The sequence below is a fragment of the Flavobacterium foetidum genome (genome assembly GCF_004634245.1).
Lineage (GTDB): Bacteria > Bacteroidota > Bacteroidia > Flavobacteriales > Flavobacteriaceae > Flavobacterium > Flavobacterium foetidum.
In genome coordinates, this window is sequence record NZ_SJTF01000015.1 from 110,555 (window position 1) to 131,678 (window position 21,124).

Sequence of the window (21,124 nt, forward strand, 5' to 3'; positions counted from 1 at the left end):
GAGGTTTCAAGTTTCAGGTTTTGCAGTTTAATATTCAATGTGTAATTGACTCCTTAACTTAATGGCATAGAACCTTAGCAACTCAGTACCTTAGCAGCTTAGTAGCTTAGAACCTTAGCACCTCATTCCCCCATCACCTTAACTAATATAATTCCAAATATTTTTCTTTTTAGTAAGCTCCAGAAAAATAGATTTTAAGATAGTATGTTCTGGTTTTTGAAGTGCTGAATCTTCTTTTAAAACTTTCATGGCATAGTTTCTGGCCAACGACAAAATATCACGGTCTCGAACTATATCTGCAATCTGAAGATTCAGAACACCGCTTTGTTGTGTTCCCATTAAATCGCCAGGGCCTCGTAGTTTAAGGTCGACTTCGGCAATTTCAAATCCGTCATTGGTTTTAACCATGGTCTCCATTCTGATTTTACTGTCGGAACTTAATTTATGGCCAGTCATCAGAATGCAATAACTTTGTTCTGCGCCACGGCCTACGCGTCCGCGAAGCTGGTGAAGTTGTGATAAGCCAAAACGTTCTGCGCTTTCTATGATCATTACACTGGCATTTGGCACATTTACTCCAACTTCAATTACTGTTGTAGCAATCATAATGTTGGTCTTTCCTTCCGAAAAGCGTTTCATTTCAGCGTCTTTGTCGGCGGGTTTCATTTTTCCGTGAAGAATAGAAATAGAATAGTGGGGCAACGGAAAATCGCGTGATATGCTTTCGTAACCGTCCATCAAGTCTTTGTAGTCCATTTTTTCAGATTCCTGAATGAGCGGATATACAATATAAATCTGTCTCCCTTTTGCTATTTCGTCTCGAAGAAATTTCCACACTTTTAGGCGATTGCTGTCAAAACGATGAACAGTCTGGATAGGTTTTCTGCCCGGTGGCAATTCATCGATAATCGAAATATCCAAATCGCCATATAGGCTCATGGCAAGAGTTCTCGGAATAGGAGTAGCGGTCATGACCAGAATGTGTGGCGGAATTTCATTTTTCTTCCATAATTTGGAACGTTGTTCTACGCCAAAGCGATGCTGTTCGTCAATAACAGCAAGACCCAAATTTTTAAATTTTACTTTATCTTCTAATAAAGCATGCGTACCAATCAAAATCTGCAGACTTCCATTTTCAAGTTCTTCATGAATGATTTTTCTCGCTGCAGTTTTGGTTGAGCCGGTTAAGATTTTTATGTTTAAGTTTAAAGTCTGTGCTAGTTCTGAAAGTCCTAAAAAGTGCTGATTGGCCAAGATTTCTGTTGGTGCCATAAGACAAGCTTGAAAACCGTTGTCTAACGCCAGAAGCATGCTCATAAAAGCGACAATCGTTTTTCCGGAACCTACATCACCTTGAAGCAAGCGGTTCATTTGAGCGTTGCTGCCCATATCGGTTCTGATTTCTTTTATTACTCTTTTCTGCGCATTGGTTAGGCTGAAAGGCAGATGATTCTGATAGAATTCATTAAATAATTCTCCAACTTTCGTAAAAGGATGGCCTTTGATTTTATGTTTCCGAATCAAATTTTTGGTTATAAGCTGCAACTGAATAAAAAACAATTCTTCAAATTTTAAGCGGAATTGCGCTTTCGCTAAAATCTCAGCACTTTTTGGGAAATGTATATTAAATAATGCAGCTCTTTTGGGAATCAGTTTTAATTCTTCAATCAAATAAGGAGGAAATGTTTCTGTAAACAAAGCCTGTGTTTCAATAAAAAGCTGCTCCATCAGTTTATTGATGGTCCGATTCGAAATGCCTTTGTTGGTAAGGGCTTCTGTCGAAGGATAAACAGGTTGCATGGCCGAACGAAGGCTTTTTTCGTGTTCGCTCAGCAGTTCTATTTCCGGATGCGCCATACTGAACTGACTTCCGTACAAAGAACATTTTCCAAAGATTACACAAGGTTCGTTCAGCTTTAAGCTTTCTCTGATCCATTTGTGTCCTTGAAACCAATTTAATTCAATCTGCCCTGTATCGTCTACGAAAGAAGCTACAAGGCGTTTTTTATTTTTAGCAAACTCAACTGTTTTGATGTTGATTATTTTCCCGATAATCTGAACCTCTGAACCTGTATTCTGTAATTCATTAATCTTATAGTAACGGGTTCTGTCTATATATCGATTCGGAAAAAAATTGACCAAATCTCCATATTTGTGAATTCCCAATTCCTTACGAAGCAACTGACCTCGACTGGGACCAACACCTTTTAAGTATTCGATAGGGGTTTCTAGGAGATTATTAGACATTTAATAGCGTTTGTTGTATTATTGTTGGAATTTAGAATTTAGAATTTAGTATTTTGGGATTTGTTTTTGGAGTTTCTAAAAAGCGAAGATAAATTTTAATTGGGAAAATTGAAAATACAATATGCTTAACCCCTTGGGTGAAATTATTTTTTTTCGATTCTATAAAATTAGCTTAGATGTAAATCTGCTTTAACCTGTTTGAATCTGCATGAAAAATTTATAAGCAAAAGGATTTTCACCCAACGAGTTATGCTTAAGAATTTCTATGTTAATTTTACATAAAAATGATTTTACAAGACGCAACTATTTTGAGAAAACAGAATCTTATTAGTAATTAACCTTAAACTTTTGAAAATGAAAAAAATTGGAATTTTAATTGTAATGTTTGTCTCGTTTGTGTCCTGTTCTACTGATGAAGCTAAAAAAGATGAGAAAGTAATCATTACTGATTATTACGGAAAATGGGTGCAATACGCAGACAGTAGATTTGCAGATGATGCGATATCAAGACAGTTTTCTTATATATTTAATAAAGACAACACTTTTACAAAGACAAGAATTTACAATAATGTAACGAGCAATTTATCTGGTACATTTGAGATTATTAAAAACGAAAAAGGTGTTTTCTTTGTTTTGACTTACCCAGAATACAATAGTTTGATATCAAATTGTACCAGCGGTTTAAAAGAAAGTTTTACGCTCACTGATTCAGGACGTTTAAGTGATGATGCCCGTGCATGCGATCGTTCTTATGAATATGTAAAAGTAGATTAAAATGATATTTTTATTTGTGTAAAACTCCGTTGATGACGGAGTTTTTTTATTTTATCGTAGCTATTGTTGTAATAAAAAGATAATCACTAGTTTTGTTAAAAAACACATATATAAGCCTAAGTTAGAAATGAAAGAAGAAAAAGTCCCTTTTGAAAGCATGCAATTTGGCGGAGTTCAATTTAAAGTAATCAACAGACACAAAGCTCATGAAATTATCGGTAGTCTTGCCGATTTTAATAATCAGAAAATCTATAATGTTTTTGAAGACACTTGGCGTTTTCCTGATTATGAAGAGAATCCTGTTTTCTTGCTTGCAGAAGATGATGTGCAGATGGATGTGCTTGAAATGGAATTTAGTACAGACGAAAATCCAGATGTTTTTATTCTCGGTTTCATTTTTAAGAAAGACTTGATCGTCAATAAATTGATAAGTTCTTACGATACAGATAACTCGCCAGCGTTAATTGTCTTAGGAAAAACGACAACAATCAACATTACATTGTTTGGCAGTGTACATTATCTGGGCGGCGGTTTGCAATGCGATACGCTTTTGGGAGAGTACAATCATGGTGAACTTTATGTAAAAGGCGAGGTTTCGGCATGGCTTATTTACACCGATGATATGAATATGCATTTTGAAGGTTTTAACAACGTACAAGCCGTTATCAATGCAGGCCGTCCGGATATTTTGATCTGCAGCAGGCTTACCGACACCGACGGCTCCATAATATATGTCGAAAACTACTTTCCGTCTACTCATAAATTATCAGATGTTGTTGCCGATTCTTTCCTTGAACATGACGAAGTGTACGATAGAGAAACATTCATAGACGATTATTACAATACTGTTTTCAAGAAAGGAGACTCGTTTATTGATCATAACAAAGAAGATCGTTATTTGTATACTGGTTTCAGGGATAATTTTATTGATATGATCCAAACATTGTCTGATAAACTCGAAACGAAAAACGAGGAGAGTTTGTTTTATGATGATGGATCTACAAATTACAGTTTTGTGCATTTTGAATACGATGACAAAAAGTACAGTCAGATTGCTGCAACGATTTTAAATGGCTTTAACATTCGAATGCGTGGTTTGTGGTGTACAGATACGCAAGAAATTCTGTTGTTATTGGAATATCTCGATGAAGCTGAAAACACAAAATACCAATGGATGAATGATGAAACAGCTGAAGGGATTGAATTTTATTCCATAAAACATGCTGTTGTTTCGGCTTTTGAAGCTTTAAACAAAGATTATGAGGAAGACGATGATGATAAAGATTATGAAGACGATGATGAACTTTCGCTAGAGGAATTTTCAACCCAGTTCGGTGCACGCAAAATGCCGGATTATTTGGCGAAATTATTTGATTTTCAATCCCATTATGGAGAAGAAACTTTTTCGGAATGTTTTTATCTTCATACAATCGACAAAACAGGCCTAAAAACTTGGTCTGAAGATGAAGCCTTTTACGACAGCTTTATTGAGTTTGCTCGAGCTAATGGTTCGGGAAGTTCTTATGCCTATTGGCTAATTGATAATGATCTAAATAAATGTCCGATTGTGGTTTTTGGAGATGAAGGTGGTATTCACGTAGTGGCTGAAAACACTCAAAAACTGATTTCGCTTCTCACTTATGATACCGAAATTTCAGTCGATTTTGACAAGGCTTATTTTTATAAAGATGAAGATTATTATCAGGAAAGCGAAAATTTAAATGAATTTATTGATTGGGTCAAAAACGGTCTTGGTCTGCCAGTGGTAAAAACTGATGAAGATGCTGATGCCATTATAAATCAAGCAAAAATATTGTTCGGAGAAAAATTGAATGCTTTCTTGGCAGAATTTGATATCGAAACGCAAGACGAAGAAAATTTTTAGATTCAAGAAGTTTAGGCATTCGGTATAAATTTGGAATAATTATCTTTACAAAAAAAATGAATAAATGGTTACACATCTGGCACTTTTAAGAGGCATAAATGTCTCAGGACATAACATGATGAAAATGGAAGCCTTAAAAGCAATGCTTGAAAATATTGGTTTTCAAAACGTTCGAACTTATCTGCAGTCCGGAAATGTATTTGTAGACACAGAAGAAGGAAGCGCTTCAAAAGTTGGCTTTATGATCAAACAGGAAATTTTCAAAGTCTTTGGTCATGAAGTTCCTGTGGTTGTAATTACAAAAGAAGATTTAGAATTGTGTTTTAAAAACAATCCTTATTTAAACGAAAAGGAGGCCGACACCAAAAAACTGTATGTGGCTTTTGTCTCTATTCCCTTAAAAAAAGAAAGCATACACGACCTAAAAATTAGTCAGTTTAAGCCGGATGAAGCCACGATAGACGGAAATCGTATTTTTATTAAATATGCAATCGGAGCCGGAAAAACACGTTTTGACCAGAAATATATCGAGAAGAAATTAAATGTAACTGCAACCATTAGAAACTGGAATACAGTGACTAACTTGCTTAATATGTATTCAGAATAATGAAAAAGTACTTTTTAATGTTTTTTGTGTTTGCAATGAGTTTAAATACCACTATTTATGCTCAGAGTGCAAAAAAAACTTCCGAAGATTTTAATGTTTTTTTTAAGAAATTTAACGGAGACCCTAAATTTCAGGTGAGCAGAGTGATTTTTCCTTTGAAATATCAGATGAATAATGATGATTTCGAGTTATCTGATTATACGATGTCGAAAGAAAGTTACAAAATTCTTAAATTAGACAATAAAGCAGATGAAACGCATTTAAAACGCACTGTATCTATTAAAAAGAATAAGGCTACAATTCAACAACGTGGACTGAATAATGGAATTTATATCGATTATATCTTTGAATTAAAAGATGATAAATGGTTTTTGAAAACATGGATTGATCAATCTACTTAATTGGAATCTTTTTTAAGTACAATGTATCCGTTGTATGTAAAGCTCCTTTTTTCATACCTCCGCCAAATGGCTGCATAAATTGAATATTTTGAGATTCGTATCCTTCTTTCTTTATAGTTTCATTTACCACTAAAGACGGAGCTTCGAACCCGAAAAATGTAAATTGATGGTAGCGTTTTTCATTTAATGTAAAGTGACCATCATTTTCGCTCAAGGTTTCTCCAACAGTACAATTTGCAAGAGGCAGTCTTGATTCTGCATCATAAATATATCCCACAATTTGTGGCCTTTCGCACCTGCTTACAAGACAGCTTTGCAACGAAAAGGAAAGCGAAATCAAAAGTGTAAAAATAAGTAATTGTCTACGCATCATTTTTTTATTAAATCGCAATACCAGAATCCAAAATCGAAAGCACTGTCATCAGTGGTATCACAAGCTGTGTTTGAGTTTTCGTTGCTTTTCGGTCTTTCATACTTTCGGTATACTGTTTCGCCAATTTCAAATTCAATTGGTTTAGAAAAAATAGGTCCATCAAAAGTAAAAGTGTGAAATTCGCCGTTTTCACCGCATACATCAACATTTTCAGGCAAATCATTTATAAAATCCTGATCAATTATTCTTCCCACAAAGCTTTTATCCAGGTAACGTTCGTTTACACAAACTACGATTGTCTTGAAATTCAAAGAAATAAACTCTTGTATAAGTTCTTTCGTCGGAATTTTCCAAATCGGAAAAACGCCTTTGAAACCGATTTTGGCAAGTTGTTCTTCACGGTATTTTCGCAAGTCTTCCAAAAAAATGTCACCAAAAACAGAATCCGTAATCCCCAGCTTCTTAAAATCCGATAAGGTTTCAGTCAGTACGTTTTCGTAAATTTCCATAGAAGGCATTTCCGGAATCTCCATAATTTTCAAAGGCAGGCCAATGCCTTCGGCTTGTGCTTGAAGTAGTTCTGTGCGAACACCATGCATAGAAATGCGCTGATATTTTTGATTGACAGTGGTTAGCAAATATTCAATTTTATAATCTGGATTTTTCAGGATTTTGTACAATGCCAAAGCAGAATCTTTACCGCTGCTCCAGTTAAATATGGCTTTTTTTATTGTTGACACAATTATGGATTTTTAGGAATGTAAACTTACAAATTTCATTCGATTAGTTGATAAAAGGTTTGTAACTTTGGGATTTTACATGCCAAAATGATGATGTTGTATAATGATAAATTTAAAACCTATTCTAACCAATTAAAAAATTGGGATTATTCTTGTGAGCTGTTTATTTTAGTACGATAGTGACAAAAAACAGAGAATCGATTTTCGGGAACAATACAATATCTAGTGAAACATATTCTTTAAAATAAATTTTTCAATGAAATACATCCTTCTTTTATTCACAGGATTTCTTTTTGCACAACAATCTCAAAATGTCGATTTTAAATCTGCTTCGGGACAATTGTCATTAAACGCGAAAGAAAAAACAGTTTCTGGCGCAGTAGATTACAATTTCGAGATTTTAAAAACTTGTGATACCATTTCGCTTGATGCTAAAAACATGGAATTTTCGAATGTTAAGATTGATGAAAAAGAAGCTGTTTTTTTAAATACATCTAAACAGTTAAAAGTTATTTTTTCTTTTACAAAAGGAGAACATAAGCTCACTTTCAATTATACAGCAAAACCAAAACAAGCCTTATATTTTGTAGATATTGAAAATGATCAAGTTCAGATTTGGACACAAGGACAAGGAAGATACACCAGCAATTGGTTTCCGAGTTTTGATGATGTAAATGAAAAAGTGATTTTCGGCCTCGGAATAACATTTGACAAGGATTACGAAGTAGTTTCAAATGGAGTTTTAAAAGCGAAAACGACAAACGGCACTACCAATCATTGGCAGTACAAAATGGAGAAACCCATGAGTTCCTATTTGCTGATGCTTGCAATCGGAAAATTTGACAAAAATGAACTAAAATCAAAAAGCAAAATTCCGCTGCACTATTACTTTGAGCCAAAAGACAAAAATCGTTTTGAGCCTACATATCGATATTCTAAAAAGATTTTTGATTTTCTGGAGAAAGAAATCGGAGTAAAATATCCTTGGCAAATCAACAGGCAGATTCCGGTTCGTGATTTTTTGTATGCGGGAATGGAGAATACAACTTCGACTCTTTTTACTACACGTTATGTCGTAGATTCAATTGGTTTTGCAGACCGAAATTACGCCAATGTTGACGCACATGAGCTGGCGCATCATTGGTTCGGCGATTTGGTAACTGCTGAAAGCAGTACACATCATTGGCTGCAGGAAGGTTTTGCAACGTATTATGCGCTTCTTGCCGAGAGAGAAATATTTGGCGAAGATTATTTTTATTCCAAATTGTATGATACAGCACAACAGTTAAAATTTGCTTCGAGGACAGATATGATTCCGGTTTTGAATGCCAAAGCAAGTTCTCTTACTTTTTACGAAAAAGGTGCTTGGTCATTGTTTTATCTTCATGAATCTATAGGGGATAAGGCATTTAAAAAAGCTGTAAAAAGCTATCTAGACAAATATGCCTATCAGAGCGTAAACACAGAGGATTTTTTTGATGAAATAAGAAAGGTTTCAGATTTTGATTTGGAAAAATTCCAAAAAACTTGGTTAGAATCTACTGCTTTTGATACTCCAGCTGCAAATGCCTTGTTGAGTAAAAATAAAGCCATTCAGAAAAGATTGGAAATTGATAAACTTAAAAAAACACCTTTAAGCGAAAAAAAAGAAATTTTCAAAAGTGTTTTAGAATCCAATATTTACGAATCGGTTAAAAAAGCAGTGGTAGACCAGCTGTCTAGTGAAAAGTACGAAGACAAAAAAGAACTTTTGCTTTTGGCTCTTCAAACCAACAATGTTCAGGTTCGACAGAATGTTGCGGAGACGATGACAAAAATACCAGAAGATTTCAGGCTTTATTACGAAACACTTTTAGACGATAAATCATATCAGACCCAAGAGATTGCGTTGTATTGGTTATGGCGTAATTTTCCGAATCATAGAAAGAGCTACCTCGATAAGTCACAGTCATGGATTGGTTTTAATGACTACAACCTACGTACGTTATGGCTTTCGTTGGCTTTGTCTACACCAAATTACAGTCAAAATACAGATGTGCTGGCAGATGAATTGCTTTTATTTTCGACTTCAAAATACGAAGCAGGAACTCGCCAAAATGCTTTAGAAAAATTAATTGCTTTTAAAATCATTAACGACCAGGTTTTGAGTAGTTTAGTGAGTGCAACGACACATCATATGTGGCAGTTTTCAAAATTTGGAAGAGATACCATTAGACTTTTGCTAAAAAATTCTGAAATGCGCACTGCATTTGAAAGAATTTTAAGTAATTTGAGCCCCGATGAACAGTTGCAGCTTAATCGCTTGTTGAAGGAGTAAAAATTAGAATATAGAATATAGAATATAGAATATAGAATATAGAATATAGAATATAGAATATAGAATATAGAAATTAACTCTATTCTCTTGGCTCCATATTCTATTTTCTAAAAATAAAACCCCAAAAAAACGCATAACCTATAATAAAGAAATGAGAGCATTAGTTATTTCCGGAGGCGGCAGTAAAGGCGCATTTGCCGGTGGTGTTGCCCAGTATTTAATAGAAGAAAAAAAACATGAATACGACTTGTTTTTAGGAACGTCAACAGGAAGTCTTTTGATTCCGCATTTGGCTCTCGGGCACATCAAGAAAATTCATTCTGTTTACACCAATGTTACGATGGCTAGTATTTTTAATATCTGTCCGTTTGTTGTCAAAGTAAAAGACGGAATTGATATTGTTACCATAAATCACTTTAATGTTCTCAGACAGTTTTTTAAGGGCAAGAGAACCTTTGGCGAAAGCAAAGGACTTAGAAAATACATTCAGAATAATTTTTCGATTTCAGATTTTAACAAGCTTAAAAAAATGGATAACGATGTGATTATTACTGTAACGAATTTTACTAAGAACGAAGCAGAATATAAATCTGTAAAAGATTGTACTTATGAGGAGTTCTGCGAATGGTCTTGGATTTCGAGTAATTATGTTCCTTTTATGAGTTTGGTCGAAAAAAATAATTGCGAATATGGAGATGGAGGATTCTCAAGCTTGGTTCCAATTCGGGAGGCAATCAATCGTGGCGCTACTGAAATTGATGTAATCATTCTCGAAACAGAAATAAATACCACAAAAACAGTTATTGGTAAAAATCCCTTTTCACTGATGATTGATTTGTTTCGAATTGCATTGGATCAGGTAGAAAAACACGATATTGCTATCGGAAAACTTATGGCAAACAACAAGAATGTAAAACTTAATTTATATTATACGCCTATAAAATTGACGGATAATGCCTTGATTTTCAATAAAGATGTTATGAAAGAATGGTGGGAACAGGGTTATGAATACGCTCAGAATAAATCGGAAGTGATGAGCGATAATAAGATATTGATTTAAAAGGTTTAGATTTTAGATTAAAGGTTTGAATCAGAACTCTGAAATCTAAAATCTAAAATATTTCTTAGTACCAAAGATCAGCCACTTCACTTTTAATAAAGCTCAAAGCAGCATTGCTTGGAGATTGTTTTTCTAATAATTCGTTCAAGATAACTTCGCGCAATTTATCAGCATTCTCTACTTTGTCGCTCATGGCGGCTTTGCGAATCATTTGAATGGTTGCATTTTTAGCGGTAGTAATAATCGTCCAGCATTCTTCTGAAATATAAATCTGCTGTGTTAGATTATGCTCAAATTCCTGCTCAATCTGATCTATAATATAGTTTTCATAATCGTGTTTGGCATTAGATATTGGCGCAACTCTAATAAGTAATTTAGTCAAATTGATGCGTTCCAAAAACAAGGTCATGCGCTCGTAAGCCTGTAGGCGAATCGGCAATGACTCTTTATGAGCTTGTTTGTTTAATAGAAAAGCACGTTTTCTATCATTGTTTTTGATGTGTAATTCAAAAAAACGGTAAGCAACAATTCCTGTTACCAGAGCTGGCAATGTATAACTCGCAAGTTCGATTATTTTATTAAAATCCATTTTATAATTTTTCAGCAAAAATATACTTTTTGTGGAGAAATACATTTTAAATTTTTATCAATAAACAAAACGGAAGAGTTATTTTTACGGCTTGTTTTCTAAACTTCGATATCACATTTATGGATTCATCAATTATATTTTTTCTTTGTCTAGCAGCTTTTGCAGCCGGATTTATTGATGCTATCGTCGGCGGTGGCGGACTAATACAAACGCCAATGGGATTAATTTTACTTCCTAATCTTCCGGTTTCTACTGTAGTCGGAACTTTAAAGATTCCGGCTTTTAGCGGTACTGCTTTTGCTGCTTTTCAATATCTTAAAAAAGTGGTCATTCGATGGAAGTTGCTCATTATAATGATGTGTTTGGCTGTTCCGGCAGCTTTTTTAGGTTCAACCGTTTTGACTCTGGTAAGCAATGATTTTATGAAACCTCTTCTGTTGGTCGTTTTGTCGCTGCTGTTTGTTTATACCTACGCCAAGAAAAACTTTGGGCAGCATGTGGCCAAAGACCATTCCGAGACGAGGCAAATACTTTATGCTGTTGTTATCAGTATGATTGTAGGTTTTTATGACGGATTTATAGGTCCAGGAACCGGAAGTTTTTTTGTTGTGGCTTTTATTGCGCTTTTAGGTTTTGATTTTCTTCATGCTTCAGCGAATGCTAAAATGGTCAATCTCGCTACCAATTTTGGTTCAATTTGTTTGTTTATGATAAAAGGGAAAATCATCTGGTCAATTGCTGTTCCGATGGCCGTGAGCAACGGACTTGGCGGATGGCTTGGCGCTAAACTCGCGATTAATAAAGGAAATGGCTTTATTCGAATTTTCTTTTTGATAGTTGTGGTAGGAACGCTTGTTCGATTTGCATATGATGTGTTTTTTAAATAAAGTTGCTAAGGTTCTGAGATGCTGAGATGCTAAGTTTTTTTTGCTTTCTAATACTTTTTTAAAATTTTTAAAAGAATAATAAAAGTATTTAGCTTGGATGAAATTTTAAAAGAATTTAGAAGATAGTGATTAGTTTTAATGGGAAAACTTTAATTGCAAGGATTAGAAGAAAGCAAACACAATATATTGACCGTTAGAATTATTTCTTTTTCAGATTTTATAGAAAAATTGAAAAAGATGTACGATATTTAATTTTGTTTTTTTTTAATATTTAAAAGAAAGCCATTTGTTTGATTTTAGCCCCGATTGAGGCGGTATCCTCGAAGTGAAGCGAGAGATAAAGCCGAAAGCGGGAAACCATGCCGAAAAAAGATGCCTTTTGTTCGGCTTCAAAAAAAAACTTAGAATCTTAGCAACTTAGGAACTTTCTTTTTAAATTCTTAATTTTGCATAAAAGGAGAAAAATTACATGCAAAAATATATTGACCAGCTCAACGAAGCACAAAGACAGCCTGTTTTGCAAAAAGACGGGCCAATGATTATTATTGCTGGTGCAGGTTCTGGAAAAACCAGAGTTTTAACGATTAGAATTGCTTATCTGATGCATCAGGGAATTGATGCATTTAATATTTTGTCGCTTACTTTTACCAATAAGGCGGCGCGTGAAATGAAGCACAGAATTGCCGATATCGTGGGAGCCTCCGAAGCCAAAAATCTTTGGATGGGAACTTTTCACTCGATTTTTGCTCGTATTCTTCGTGCAGAGTCAGAGCTTTTAGGATATCCTTCCAATTTTACAATCTACGATTCACAGGATTCGGCACGATTGATTTCTTCAATCATCAAAGAAATGCAGCTGGATCGCGACATTTATAAGCCAAAACAAGTGTTGGGACGTATTTCGAGCTATAAAAATAGCTTGATTACTGTGAAAGCCTATTTCAACAATCCAGAATTAATCGAGGCAGATGCTATGTCTAAAAAGCCTAGGTTAGGAGAAATCTATCAGCAATATGTAGAGCGCTGTTTTAAGGCGGGCGCAATGGATTTTGATGATTTGTTGTTGAAAACCAATGAGTTGTTGACTCGTTTTCCAGAAGTGTTAGCCAAATATCAGAATCGATTTAGATATATTTTAGTAGATGAGTATCAAGATACAAACCATTCTCAGTATCTGATTGTTAGAGCTTTATCGGATAAGTTTCAGAATATTTGCGTGGTTGGAGATGATGCGCAAAGTATTTATGCGTTCAGAGGGGCGAATATCAACAATATTCTGAATTTCCAAAAAGATTATGAAGGCGTGAAGATGTTCCGTCTGGAGCAGAATTATCGTTCGACGCGAAATATCGTAGAAGCGGCGAATACTGTGATGGAACACAACAAGACCAAACTGGATAAAGTAGTTTGGACAGCAAACGAATTTGGGCCAAAAATCAAAGTTCATAGAAGTTTGACAGATGCTGAAGAAGGGCGCTTTGTGGCGAGCACAATTTTTGAGCAAAAAATGCAGCATCAGCTTCATAATGGGTCTTTTGCAATTTTGTATCGTACAAATGCACAATCTCGTGCAATGGAGGATGCCTTGAGAAAACGTGATATTCCGTATCGAATTTATGGAGGTCTGTCTTTCTACCAGCGCAAAGAAATCAAGGATGTTTTGTGTTATCTGCGTTTGGTTCTGAATCCAAAAGACGAAGAGGCGCTTATTCGTGTCATTAACTATCCAGTACGTGGAATTGGGGATACTACAGTAGAAAAACTCACCATTGCGGCCAATCATTACAAACGTTCGATTTGGGAGGTCATGGTCAATATTGATAAAATTGACTTGAAATTGACTTCGGGAACAAAAAACAAGTTGAAAGATTTTGTTACGATGATTCAAAGTTTTCAGGTAATTGATCAGAATCAGGATGCTTTTTATATTACCGATCACGTTGCGAAAAAAACAGGTCTCGTTCAGGAATTGAAAAAAGATGCTACTCCAGAGGGAATGGCAAAAATTCAGAATATAGAAGAACTTTTAAACGGTATTAAAGATTTTACTGAAGGACAGCGAGAAGTTGATGGGGCAAGAGGTGCGCTTTCTGAATTTATGGAAGATGTAGCTTTGGCAACCGATCTGGATAAAGATACTAACGATGAGGATCGTGTGGCTTTGATGACAATTCACTTAGCGAAAGGACTTGAGTTTCCGCATGTTTTTGTAGTGGGTATGGAGGAAGATTTGTTTCCGAGTGCGATGAGTATGAGTACAAGAAGCGAATTGGAAGAAGAACGTCGTTTGTTTTATGTGGCGTTGACTCGTGCAGAACATCAGGCGTATCTGACTTATGCTCAGTCCCGCTATCGTTGGGGAAAGCTGACTGATAGTGAGCCATCTCGATTTATAGAAGAAATTGAAGGCCAGTATTTGGAATATTTGACTCCAGCTGAAACGAGTTATCGTTACAAATCGCCAATTGATGGTGATATTTTTGGTGATGTAGATAAATCTAAACTAAGGTTAAATAAGCCGATAGGAGGAACACCTCCAAAACATATTACCGATAACAGTCCGAAACCGGATTTAAATATTCGAAAGCTAAAACCAGTTTCTGGCAATGCACCCAGCAGTGGGAATTCAAATTTATTTGATAGCAAATTAACAGTTGGAAATATTGTGATGCACGAACGTTTCGGAAAAGGAGAAGTGATAAACCTTGAAGGCGTGGGTGCTGATAGAAAAGCTGAAATTAAGTTTGAAGTAGGTGGAATAAAAAAACTTTTACTGCGTTTTGCTAAACTTGATGTTGTGGGCTAAAATTTATAGCAATGATATAAATATGAAACAAGTTGTCCTAAAAATGTAATGTGTTTTTACCCAAACAAGCTTAACTTGAAACAAAAAAACAAATGGCTGAATTTATAAAAATATATCCAGACAAACCTAGTGAAGCTGCGATTGCAAAAGTTGTAAAAGTGCTTCAGAATGGCGGATTGGTAATTTATCCCACCGATACCGTTTACGGTTTGGGCTGTGATATTACCAATTCTCGAGCTTTAGAAAAAATAGCTAAAATTAAGGGCGTAAAACTAGAAAAAGCCAATTTTTCATTTATTTGTCATGATTTAAGCAATCTGTCAGATTATGTTCGTCAGATTAATACATCGACATTCAAAATTTTGAAAAGGGCATTGCCTGGACCCTATACATTTATTTTACCAGGAAACAATAATCTTCCTAAAGAATTTAAAAAGAAAACTACAGTAGGTATTCGTGTTCCTGATAATAACATTATTCTCGAAATCGTACGTCAGCTAGGAAATCCAGTTGTTTCAACTTCTATTCGTGATGAAGATGATGTTATTGAATACACAACAGATCCAGAATTGATTTTCGAAAAATGGCAATACTTGGTTGATCTCGTAATCGATGGTGGATATGGAGATAATGTAGGATCGACTATCATTGATTTGTCTGAACATGAACCCGTTATTGTAAGAGAAGGAAAGGGAGATATTGACATTTTGTAAAAAAATACTTCTGTCGTGTAATATTTCTCAAATAATTGCCTAACTTTATTGTCAGTTAAAATTTAGTTAGTTAATTATAAAATAAAAATTATTCTTGATTTATACTTATCATAGTAGTAAATCAAGAATATAAAAAAAGCAGGTCAATCGACCTGCTTTTTTATTTTTTATGATGTATAACAAGAATTATTTAGCTTGTTTTTTCATTTCTTTTTCAATCATCTCATAGAACTGATCGATTTTTGGCATAACCACGATACGAGTTCTTCTGTTACGAGCTTTGTTTTCTGCAGAGTCATTTGCAACTAAAGGCACGTAAGAACTTCTACCAGCTGCAATTAATTTAGCAGGGTTAACTCCTAACTCATTTGATAATACACGAACAATTGAAGTAGAACGTTTAACACTTAAATCCCAGTTGTCTAATAAGACACCATTGCTTCTGTATGGAACATCATCAGTATGACCTTCAACCATACACTCAAAATCAGGTTTGTCGTTAACAACTTTTGCAACTTTAGCTAAAACAGATTTTGCTTTGTCGCTTACTTCATAACTTCCGCTTTTAAATAATAATTTGTCAGCAATGGAGATAAATACAACTCCTTTTTCTACATTGATTTCGATGTCTGGATCGTTAATTCCAACCGCACCTTTCAAGCTTGTAACTAATGCTAAAGTAACACTGTCTTTTTTGGTTAAAGCATCCTGAAGTCTTGAAATTTTCAAATCTTTCTCTTTTAAGCTCTCTAAAGATTTCTCAAGATTTTCTGCTCCTTTAGTTGTTAAAACAGTCAAATCTTTAGAAGTATTGATAAGGTCTTGATTATGTTGCTTGTAACTTTCAGCAGTAGCAGCTAATCCTGCTTTTTCCTCTAAACAAGTATTTAGTTTAACGGTGCAAGAGTTTAATAAATCTTGAATCTCTTTGTTTTTAGCTTCCAATGCTGCGTACTCCTTTTTAGAAACACACGAAGTTAAAGCCATTAATACCGATAGTGCTATTACTATTTTTCTCATAAATTTAATTTTAATTAGACTTGATTTACAAATTTAGTTTTTAATATTTTGAATACTGTTAAAGATATCTTTAAATAAGGTTATTTTCTTAATATAATAAAGGAAAACGATACTTTTTACGGTATAGTATTGCTGTATCTGAAAATTTTTTCGTTTTTTTAAATACTTTAAAGATAGGTAATAAAATGAAAAATGTGCTTTCAAAATGGCAAAAGTATGTCCGAATTTGCCTTGTGTAAGAAAACGAATACCAGCAATTCCGTCTAAGACCATCCTAAAGAAAATCACAAAGAATAATCCTTTTTTCGGCAGGTTTTTGACCAACATCAATAAAGAATTTCTAAAATTCAAATATGTTTTTTTGGGATTTCCCTGTTGTAATGTTGCTCCGCCAACATGATAAACTTTTGAAGCTGGATTGTATTTTATGATATGTCCTTCGTTTGCTGCACGCCAGCATAAATCGATCTCTTCTTGATGAGCAAAAAAGCTTTCGTCAAAACCTCCAAGTTGATGGTAAACCTTTTTTCGTATAAAAAAACAAGCTCCTGAAGCCCAGAACAATTCACATTCATCATCATATTGTCCGTTGTCTTTTTCTACGGTTTCGAAAATTCTTCCTCTGCAGAACGGAAATCCATATTTGTCAATAAAACCTCCTGCGGCTCCAGCATATTCAAAATATTCTTTATTCTTGAAGTCGAGAATTTTTGGCTGTATAATTGCAGTTTGCTGCTGATTATCAAAAGTTTCGATAATAGGTTTTAACCAGTTTTCTGTAACTTCAATATCTGAATTTACTAATGCAAAAATTTCTGCATCTATATGTTGCAAAGCGTCGTTGTAACCTTTTGCAAAGCCATGATTTCCGGTATTTTTAACGATTTTTACGGAAGGGAAATTTTTAGTAACAAATTCAACAGAGTTGTCCGTAGAATCATTGTCTGCAACATAGATTGCTGCTCCTTCAGAAAATTGGATAACAGACGGTAAAAACTGTTCTAGAAGTTTTACCCCATTCCAATTTAAAATGACAACTGCTATTTTATCCAAGAGTATTGTAGTTATTTATTTTTTATTAATGGTTTTCTTTATAGTCTGGCAGGTTTCTTAAAAACTCGTATTTCTCGTTTTCAAAATCCATTTGACAATAAAAATGGTTTAGTCCGTTTGTGACATTCAAAAACCGTGCCTGCATTGTCATGTTGTAACGTGCAATCTGGTCAAAAGTTGCCTGAGAGATTTTAACTTCGGGCGCTTTACACTCTACCAATATATGTATAGAACCGTCTGGATTAAAAACTACTACATCGTAGCGTTTTCGTAATCCGTTGATAGTTAAAACTTTCTCTACGTTTATTAAAGATTTCGGGTATTTTTTTTCATTTATTAAATAATGAACCACATGTTGGCGAACCCATTCTTCGGGAGTGAGAATTATAAATTTTTTCCTTATTTCATCAAATATAGACACTTTATTTTCGCTATTTTTGAATCGGAAAGTGTAAGCTGGAAAATTTAGTTTAAGCATAGAGCAAAAATAAAAAATAGTTTCAGGTTTCAAGTTTAAAGTTTCAAGTTTTGAAACGATAACTTGAAACTTTAGACTTGAAACAAAATAAATGGACGAAGTAATAAAAATTGTTAACGATATAAAAGCCGGTAATATTAAGCCAATCTATTTTTTAATGGGGGATGAACCTTATTATATAGATAAGCTTTCGGAATATATTGAACAGAACGTTTTGGCTGAAGAAGAAAAAGGATTCAATCAGACGGTTTTGTACGGAAGAGATGTTTCTGTAGACGATATCGTTTCTACGGCAAAACGCTATCCGATGATGGCTGATCGTCAGGTTGTTATTGTGAAAGAAGCCCAAGACTTGTCTCGAACTATTGATAAAATAGAATCGTATGTTGATAATCCGATGGAGACTACTGTTTTGGTTTTCTGCTATAAATATAAAACATTGGACAAACGCAAGAAGGTTACCAAACTACTAGCGCAGAAGGGAGTCGTTTTTGAAAGTAAAAAATTATACGAAAATCAGGTGGGAGATTGGATCAAACGTATTTTGGCGGGAAAAAAATACAGCATAGATCCGAAAGCAAATGCAATGTTGGTAGAATTCTTAGGAACTGATCTTAGCAAAATCAATAACGAATTAGAAAAACTACAGATTATTCTCCCGCAAGGAACGACCATCACACCACAGCATATTGAAGAAAATATCGGATTTAGCAAAGATTATAATGTATTCGAACTCCGAAAAGCCATTGGAGAGCGCAATCAGTTGAAAGCCTATAAGATAGCGGAGAATTTTGCGCATAATCCTAAAGAATATCCGCTAGTGATGACTACAGGTTTGGTTTTTGGCTTTTTTGTTCAGTTATTAAAATACCATGGATTGAAAGATAAAAATCCGAAAAATGTTGCGGCGGCGTTAGGTGTAAATCCGTTCTTCCTCAAAGAATATGATTTGGCTGTAAAAAACTATCCAATGCGAAAAGTCAGCCAGATTGTAGCAGCGCTTCGTGATATTGATGTCAAAAGTAAAGGAGTGGGAGCCAACGCTTTGTCTCAAGGAGATTTGTTAAAAGAAATGCTCTATAAAATATTTAATTAAATCGCCCAAAATTCACGATATTTGCATTTCGAAAAAATTGAACTACTAAAATTATACGCAATTATGGGAATGAATAAAAATACTGTTTTAGGATGGGCAACTTTTATAATGGTACTTATGGGTTTTTTGCTTATAGGTCTTGGTGCTTTTAGATATAGCGATGTTTCCGGTTGGGGATTTGGTGCTGTTGGAGTAGGTTTTTTAGCTAATGCATGGGTATTCAATGCTTTAAAAGGAAGAGTTTAATTCGATTCAGTTTAGAAAAATAAAAATAATTTAATCAAAAAATAAAAAATGTCAGACGATAAGAAAGTAATTTTCTCAATGCAAAAATTGAGTAAAACCTATCAAGGAGCAGACAAACCAGTTCTTAAGAATATTTACCTTAGTTTCTTTTACGGAGCTAAGATTGGTATTTTGGGACTTAACGGTTCTGGAAAATCTTCTCTTTTAAAAATTATTGCAGGTGTAGATAAAAATTATCAAGGAGATGTTGTTTTCCAGCCAGGATATACAGTAGGATATTTAGAGCAGGAACCAATTCTTGATGATTCTAAAACAGTGATAGAAATTGTTCGTGAAGGAGCTGCTGAAACTATGGCAGTTTTAGACGAATACAATCAAATAAATGATTTGTTTGGTCTTCCAGAATATTATGAAGACCAAGATAAAATGGATAAATTGATGGACCGCCAAGCAGCATTGCAAGATAAAATTGATGCTCTAGGCGCTTGGGAAATCGATACAAAACTAGAAATCGCAATGGATGCATTGCGTACTCCAGAAGGAGACACACCGATTAAAAACCTTTCTGGTGGAGAGCGTCGTCGTGTAGCTTTATGTCGTTTGTTATTGCAACAACCAGACGTATTGCTTCTTGATGAGCCTACCAACCACCTTGATGCTGAGTCAGTTCTTTGGTTAGAACAACACTTGGCACAATATTCTGGAACTGTAATTGCTGTAACGCACGACCGTTATTTCTTGGATAATGTTGCTGGATGGATTTTGGAGTTGGATAGAGGAGAAGGTATTCCGTGGAAAGGGAATTATTCTTCTTGGTTGGATCAAAAGTCGAATCGTTTGGCTCAAGAAGAAAAGGTTGCTTCTAAACGTAGAAAAACTTTAGAGCGTGAGTTGGAATGGGTTCGTCAAGGTGCGAAAGGTCGTCAGACTAAACAAAAAGCACGTTTGCAGAATTACGACAAATTATTGAATGAAGATCAAAAACAACTAGACGAAAAATTAGAGATTTACATTCCCAATGGTCCTCGTTTAGGAACAAATGTTATTGAGGCTAAGAATGTAGCCAAAGCATTTGGTGATAAATTACTGTATGATAATTTGAATTTTACTTTACCACAAGCGGGTATTGTTGGAATTATCGGACCAAATGGTGCTGGTAAATCGACTATTTTCAAGATGATCATGGGCGAACAAACTACCGATAGCGGTGAATTTACAGTGGGAGAAACTGTAAAAATCGCTTATGTAGATCAGTCTCACGCCAACATTGATCCGAATAAATCTATTTGGGAGAACTTTTCAGATGGTCAGGAATTGATCATGATGGGAGGTAAGCAAGTAAATTCAAGAGCTTATTTGTCTCGTTTCAATTTCGGTGGTGGCGAGCAAAACAAAAAAGTATCGATGCTTTCTGGCGGAGAACGTAACCGTCTGCACTTAGCGATGACTTTGAAAGAAGAAGGAAACGTGCTTTTGCTGGATGAGCCTACAAACGACCTTGACGTAAATACACTTCGAGCTCTAGAGGAAGGTTTAGAAAATTTCGCTGGCTGCGCTGTAATTATTTCTCACGACAGATGGTTCTTAGATAGAATTTGTACACACATCTTAGCCTTTGAGGGAGATTCTGAAGTTTATTTCTTTGAAGGAAGTTTCTCTGATTATGAAGAAAATAAAAAGAAACGTCTTGATGGTGACTTAACGCCAAAACGTTTGAAATACAGAAAATTGATCAGATAAGTTTAGTTAATTTTCAAATCTTAAAAATCCCAAATTCCAAATTTATCGGAGTTTGGGATTTTTATTTTATTGGCTTTTCGCTTAGTTTGTCA

19 protein-coding genes are annotated in these 21,124 nt (G+C 34.7%); 12 read left to right on the top strand and 7 right to left on the bottom strand.

Annotated features, from left to right (window positions below; all coding sequences use genetic code 11):
• Window positions 1–138: 138 nt before the first annotated feature.
• Window positions 139–2,247, bottom strand: a complete 2,109-nt coding sequence (gene recG / locus E0W73_RS17955) for an ATP-dependent DNA helicase RecG (RefSeq protein ID WP_135223415.1) — start codon at window positions 2,245–2,247, stop codon at window positions 139–141.
• 354 nt (window positions 2,248–2,601) lie between these two features.
• Between recG and E0W73_RS17960 the strand changes: the two genes are divergently transcribed.
• The 4 genes from E0W73_RS17960 (at window position 2,602) to E0W73_RS17975 (ending at window position 5,914) form a co-directional block, all read left to right on the top strand.
• Complete coding sequence (locus E0W73_RS17960; protein ID WP_135223416.1) at window positions 2,602–3,021, top strand: hypothetical protein; 420 nt, start codon at window positions 2,602–2,604, stop codon at window positions 3,019–3,021.
• A gap of 127 nt (window positions 3,022–3,148) precedes the next feature.
• Entirely contained in the window at window positions 3,149–4,906 is a 1,758-nt protein-coding gene (locus tag E0W73_RS17965; protein ID WP_135223417.1) for a hypothetical protein, read from the top strand.
• A gap of 64 nt (window positions 4,907–4,970) precedes the next feature.
• On the top strand, window positions 4,971–5,513 hold the full coding sequence (locus tag E0W73_RS17970) for a DUF1697 domain-containing protein (protein WP_135223418.1): 543 nt from the start codon (window positions 4,971–4,973) through the stop codon (window positions 5,511–5,513).
• Window positions 5,513–5,914: a DUF4348 domain-containing protein gene (locus tag E0W73_RS17975; RefSeq protein ID WP_135223419.1), complete on the top strand. Its 402-nt coding sequence runs from the start codon at window positions 5,513–5,515 to the stop codon at window positions 5,912–5,914. Before E0W73_RS17970 ends, E0W73_RS17975 begins: the two co-directional genes overlap by 1 nt.
• Here E0W73_RS17975 and E0W73_RS17980 read toward each other — a convergent pair.
• Entirely contained in the window at window positions 5,907–6,287 is a 381-nt protein-coding gene (locus E0W73_RS17980) for a hypothetical protein (protein ID WP_135223420.1), read from the bottom strand. The two genes, E0W73_RS17975 and E0W73_RS17980, sit on opposite strands and share 8 nt — an antisense overlap.
• On the bottom strand, window positions 6,284–7,027 hold the full coding sequence (locus tag E0W73_RS17985) for a Dph6-related ATP pyrophosphatase (protein ID WP_135223421.1): 744 nt from the start codon (window positions 7,025–7,027) through the stop codon (window positions 6,284–6,286). The genes E0W73_RS17980 and E0W73_RS17985 overlap by 4 nt, the downstream gene beginning before the upstream one ends.
• Before the next feature lie 256 nt (window positions 7,028–7,283).
• On the opposite strand from E0W73_RS17985, the gene E0W73_RS17990 reads away from it, so the two are divergent.
• A complete protein-coding gene (locus E0W73_RS17990) occupies window positions 7,284–9,344 on the top strand; it encodes a M1 family metallopeptidase (protein WP_135223422.1) in 2,061 nt (686 codons plus the stop codon).
• Between the two features lie 151 nt (window positions 9,345–9,495).
• Window positions 9,496–10,404 carry a patatin-like phospholipase family protein gene (locus E0W73_RS17995; protein ID WP_135223423.1) on the top strand — a complete coding sequence of 303 codons (909 nt, stop codon included), beginning with the start codon at window positions 9,496–9,498 and terminating at the stop codon, window positions 10,402–10,404.
• Between the two features lie 64 nt (window positions 10,405–10,468).
• Here E0W73_RS17995 and E0W73_RS18000 read toward each other — a convergent pair whose 3' ends face one another.
• Window positions 10,469–10,993, bottom strand: coding sequence for a DUF7935 family protein (locus tag E0W73_RS18000; protein WP_135223424.1), 525 nt, complete (start codon window positions 10,991–10,993; stop codon window positions 10,469–10,471).
• A gap of 119 nt (window positions 10,994–11,112) precedes the next feature.
• On the opposite strand from E0W73_RS18000, the gene E0W73_RS18005 reads away from it, so the two are divergent.
• The 3 genes from E0W73_RS18005 to E0W73_RS18015 all read left to right on the top strand — a co-directional run bounded on the left by E0W73_RS18005 (window position 11,113) and on the right by E0W73_RS18015 (window position 15,399).
• Window positions 11,113–11,880, top strand: a complete 768-nt coding sequence (locus E0W73_RS18005) for a sulfite exporter TauE/SafE family protein (RefSeq protein ID WP_135223425.1) — start codon at window positions 11,113–11,115, stop codon at window positions 11,878–11,880.
• A 469-nt stretch (window positions 11,881–12,349) separates the two neighbouring features.
• Window positions 12,350–14,686: an ATP-dependent helicase gene (locus tag E0W73_RS18010; RefSeq protein ID WP_135223426.1), complete on the top strand. Its 2,337-nt coding sequence runs from the start codon at window positions 12,350–12,352 to the stop codon at window positions 14,684–14,686.
• A gap of 92 nt (window positions 14,687–14,778) precedes the next feature.
• Window positions 14,779–15,399 carry an L-threonylcarbamoyladenylate synthase gene (locus tag E0W73_RS18015; RefSeq protein WP_135223427.1) on the top strand — a complete coding sequence of 207 codons (621 nt, stop codon included), beginning with the start codon at window positions 14,779–14,781 and terminating at the stop codon, window positions 15,397–15,399.
• Window positions 15,400–15,585: 186 nt separating this feature from the next.
• Here E0W73_RS18015 and E0W73_RS18020 read toward each other — a convergent pair whose 3' ends face one another.
• Genes E0W73_RS18020 through E0W73_RS18030 form a run of 3 tightly spaced genes read right to left on the bottom strand, consistent with a single transcriptional unit; the run spans window position 15,586 to window position 17,950 of the window.
• A complete protein-coding gene (locus E0W73_RS18020; protein ID WP_135223428.1) occupies window positions 15,586–16,419 on the bottom strand; it encodes an OmpA/MotB family protein in 834 nt (277 codons plus the stop codon).
• A 33-nt stretch (window positions 16,420–16,452) separates the two neighbouring features.
• On the bottom strand, window positions 16,453–17,472 hold the full coding sequence (locus E0W73_RS18025) for a glycosyltransferase family 2 protein (RefSeq protein WP_135223429.1): 1,020 nt from the start codon (window positions 17,470–17,472) through the stop codon (window positions 16,453–16,455).
• 25 nt (window positions 17,473–17,497) lie between these two features.
• On the bottom strand, window positions 17,498–17,950 hold the full coding sequence (locus E0W73_RS18030; protein ID WP_135223430.1) for a type I restriction enzyme HsdR N-terminal domain-containing protein: 453 nt from the start codon (window positions 17,948–17,950) through the stop codon (window positions 17,498–17,500).
• Window positions 17,951–18,041: 91 nt separating this feature from the next.
• Between E0W73_RS18030 and holA the strand changes: the two genes are divergently transcribed.
• The 3 genes from holA (at window position 18,042) to ettA (ending at window position 21,032) form a co-directional block, all read left to right on the top strand.
• A complete protein-coding gene (gene holA / locus E0W73_RS18035) occupies window positions 18,042–19,046 on the top strand; it encodes a DNA polymerase III subunit delta (RefSeq protein WP_135223431.1) in 1,005 nt (334 codons plus the stop codon).
• A gap of 63 nt (window positions 19,047–19,109) precedes the next feature.
• On the top strand, window positions 19,110–19,292 hold the full coding sequence (locus tag E0W73_RS18040) for a CAL67264 family membrane protein (RefSeq protein WP_091497659.1): 183 nt from the start codon (window positions 19,110–19,112) through the stop codon (window positions 19,290–19,292).
• A gap of 48 nt (window positions 19,293–19,340) precedes the next feature.
• Window positions 19,341–21,032: an energy-dependent translational throttle protein EttA gene (gene ettA / locus E0W73_RS18045; RefSeq protein WP_135223432.1), complete on the top strand. Its 1,692-nt coding sequence runs from the start codon at window positions 19,341–19,343 to the stop codon at window positions 21,030–21,032.
• Window positions 21,033–21,124: the final 92 nt, after the last annotated feature.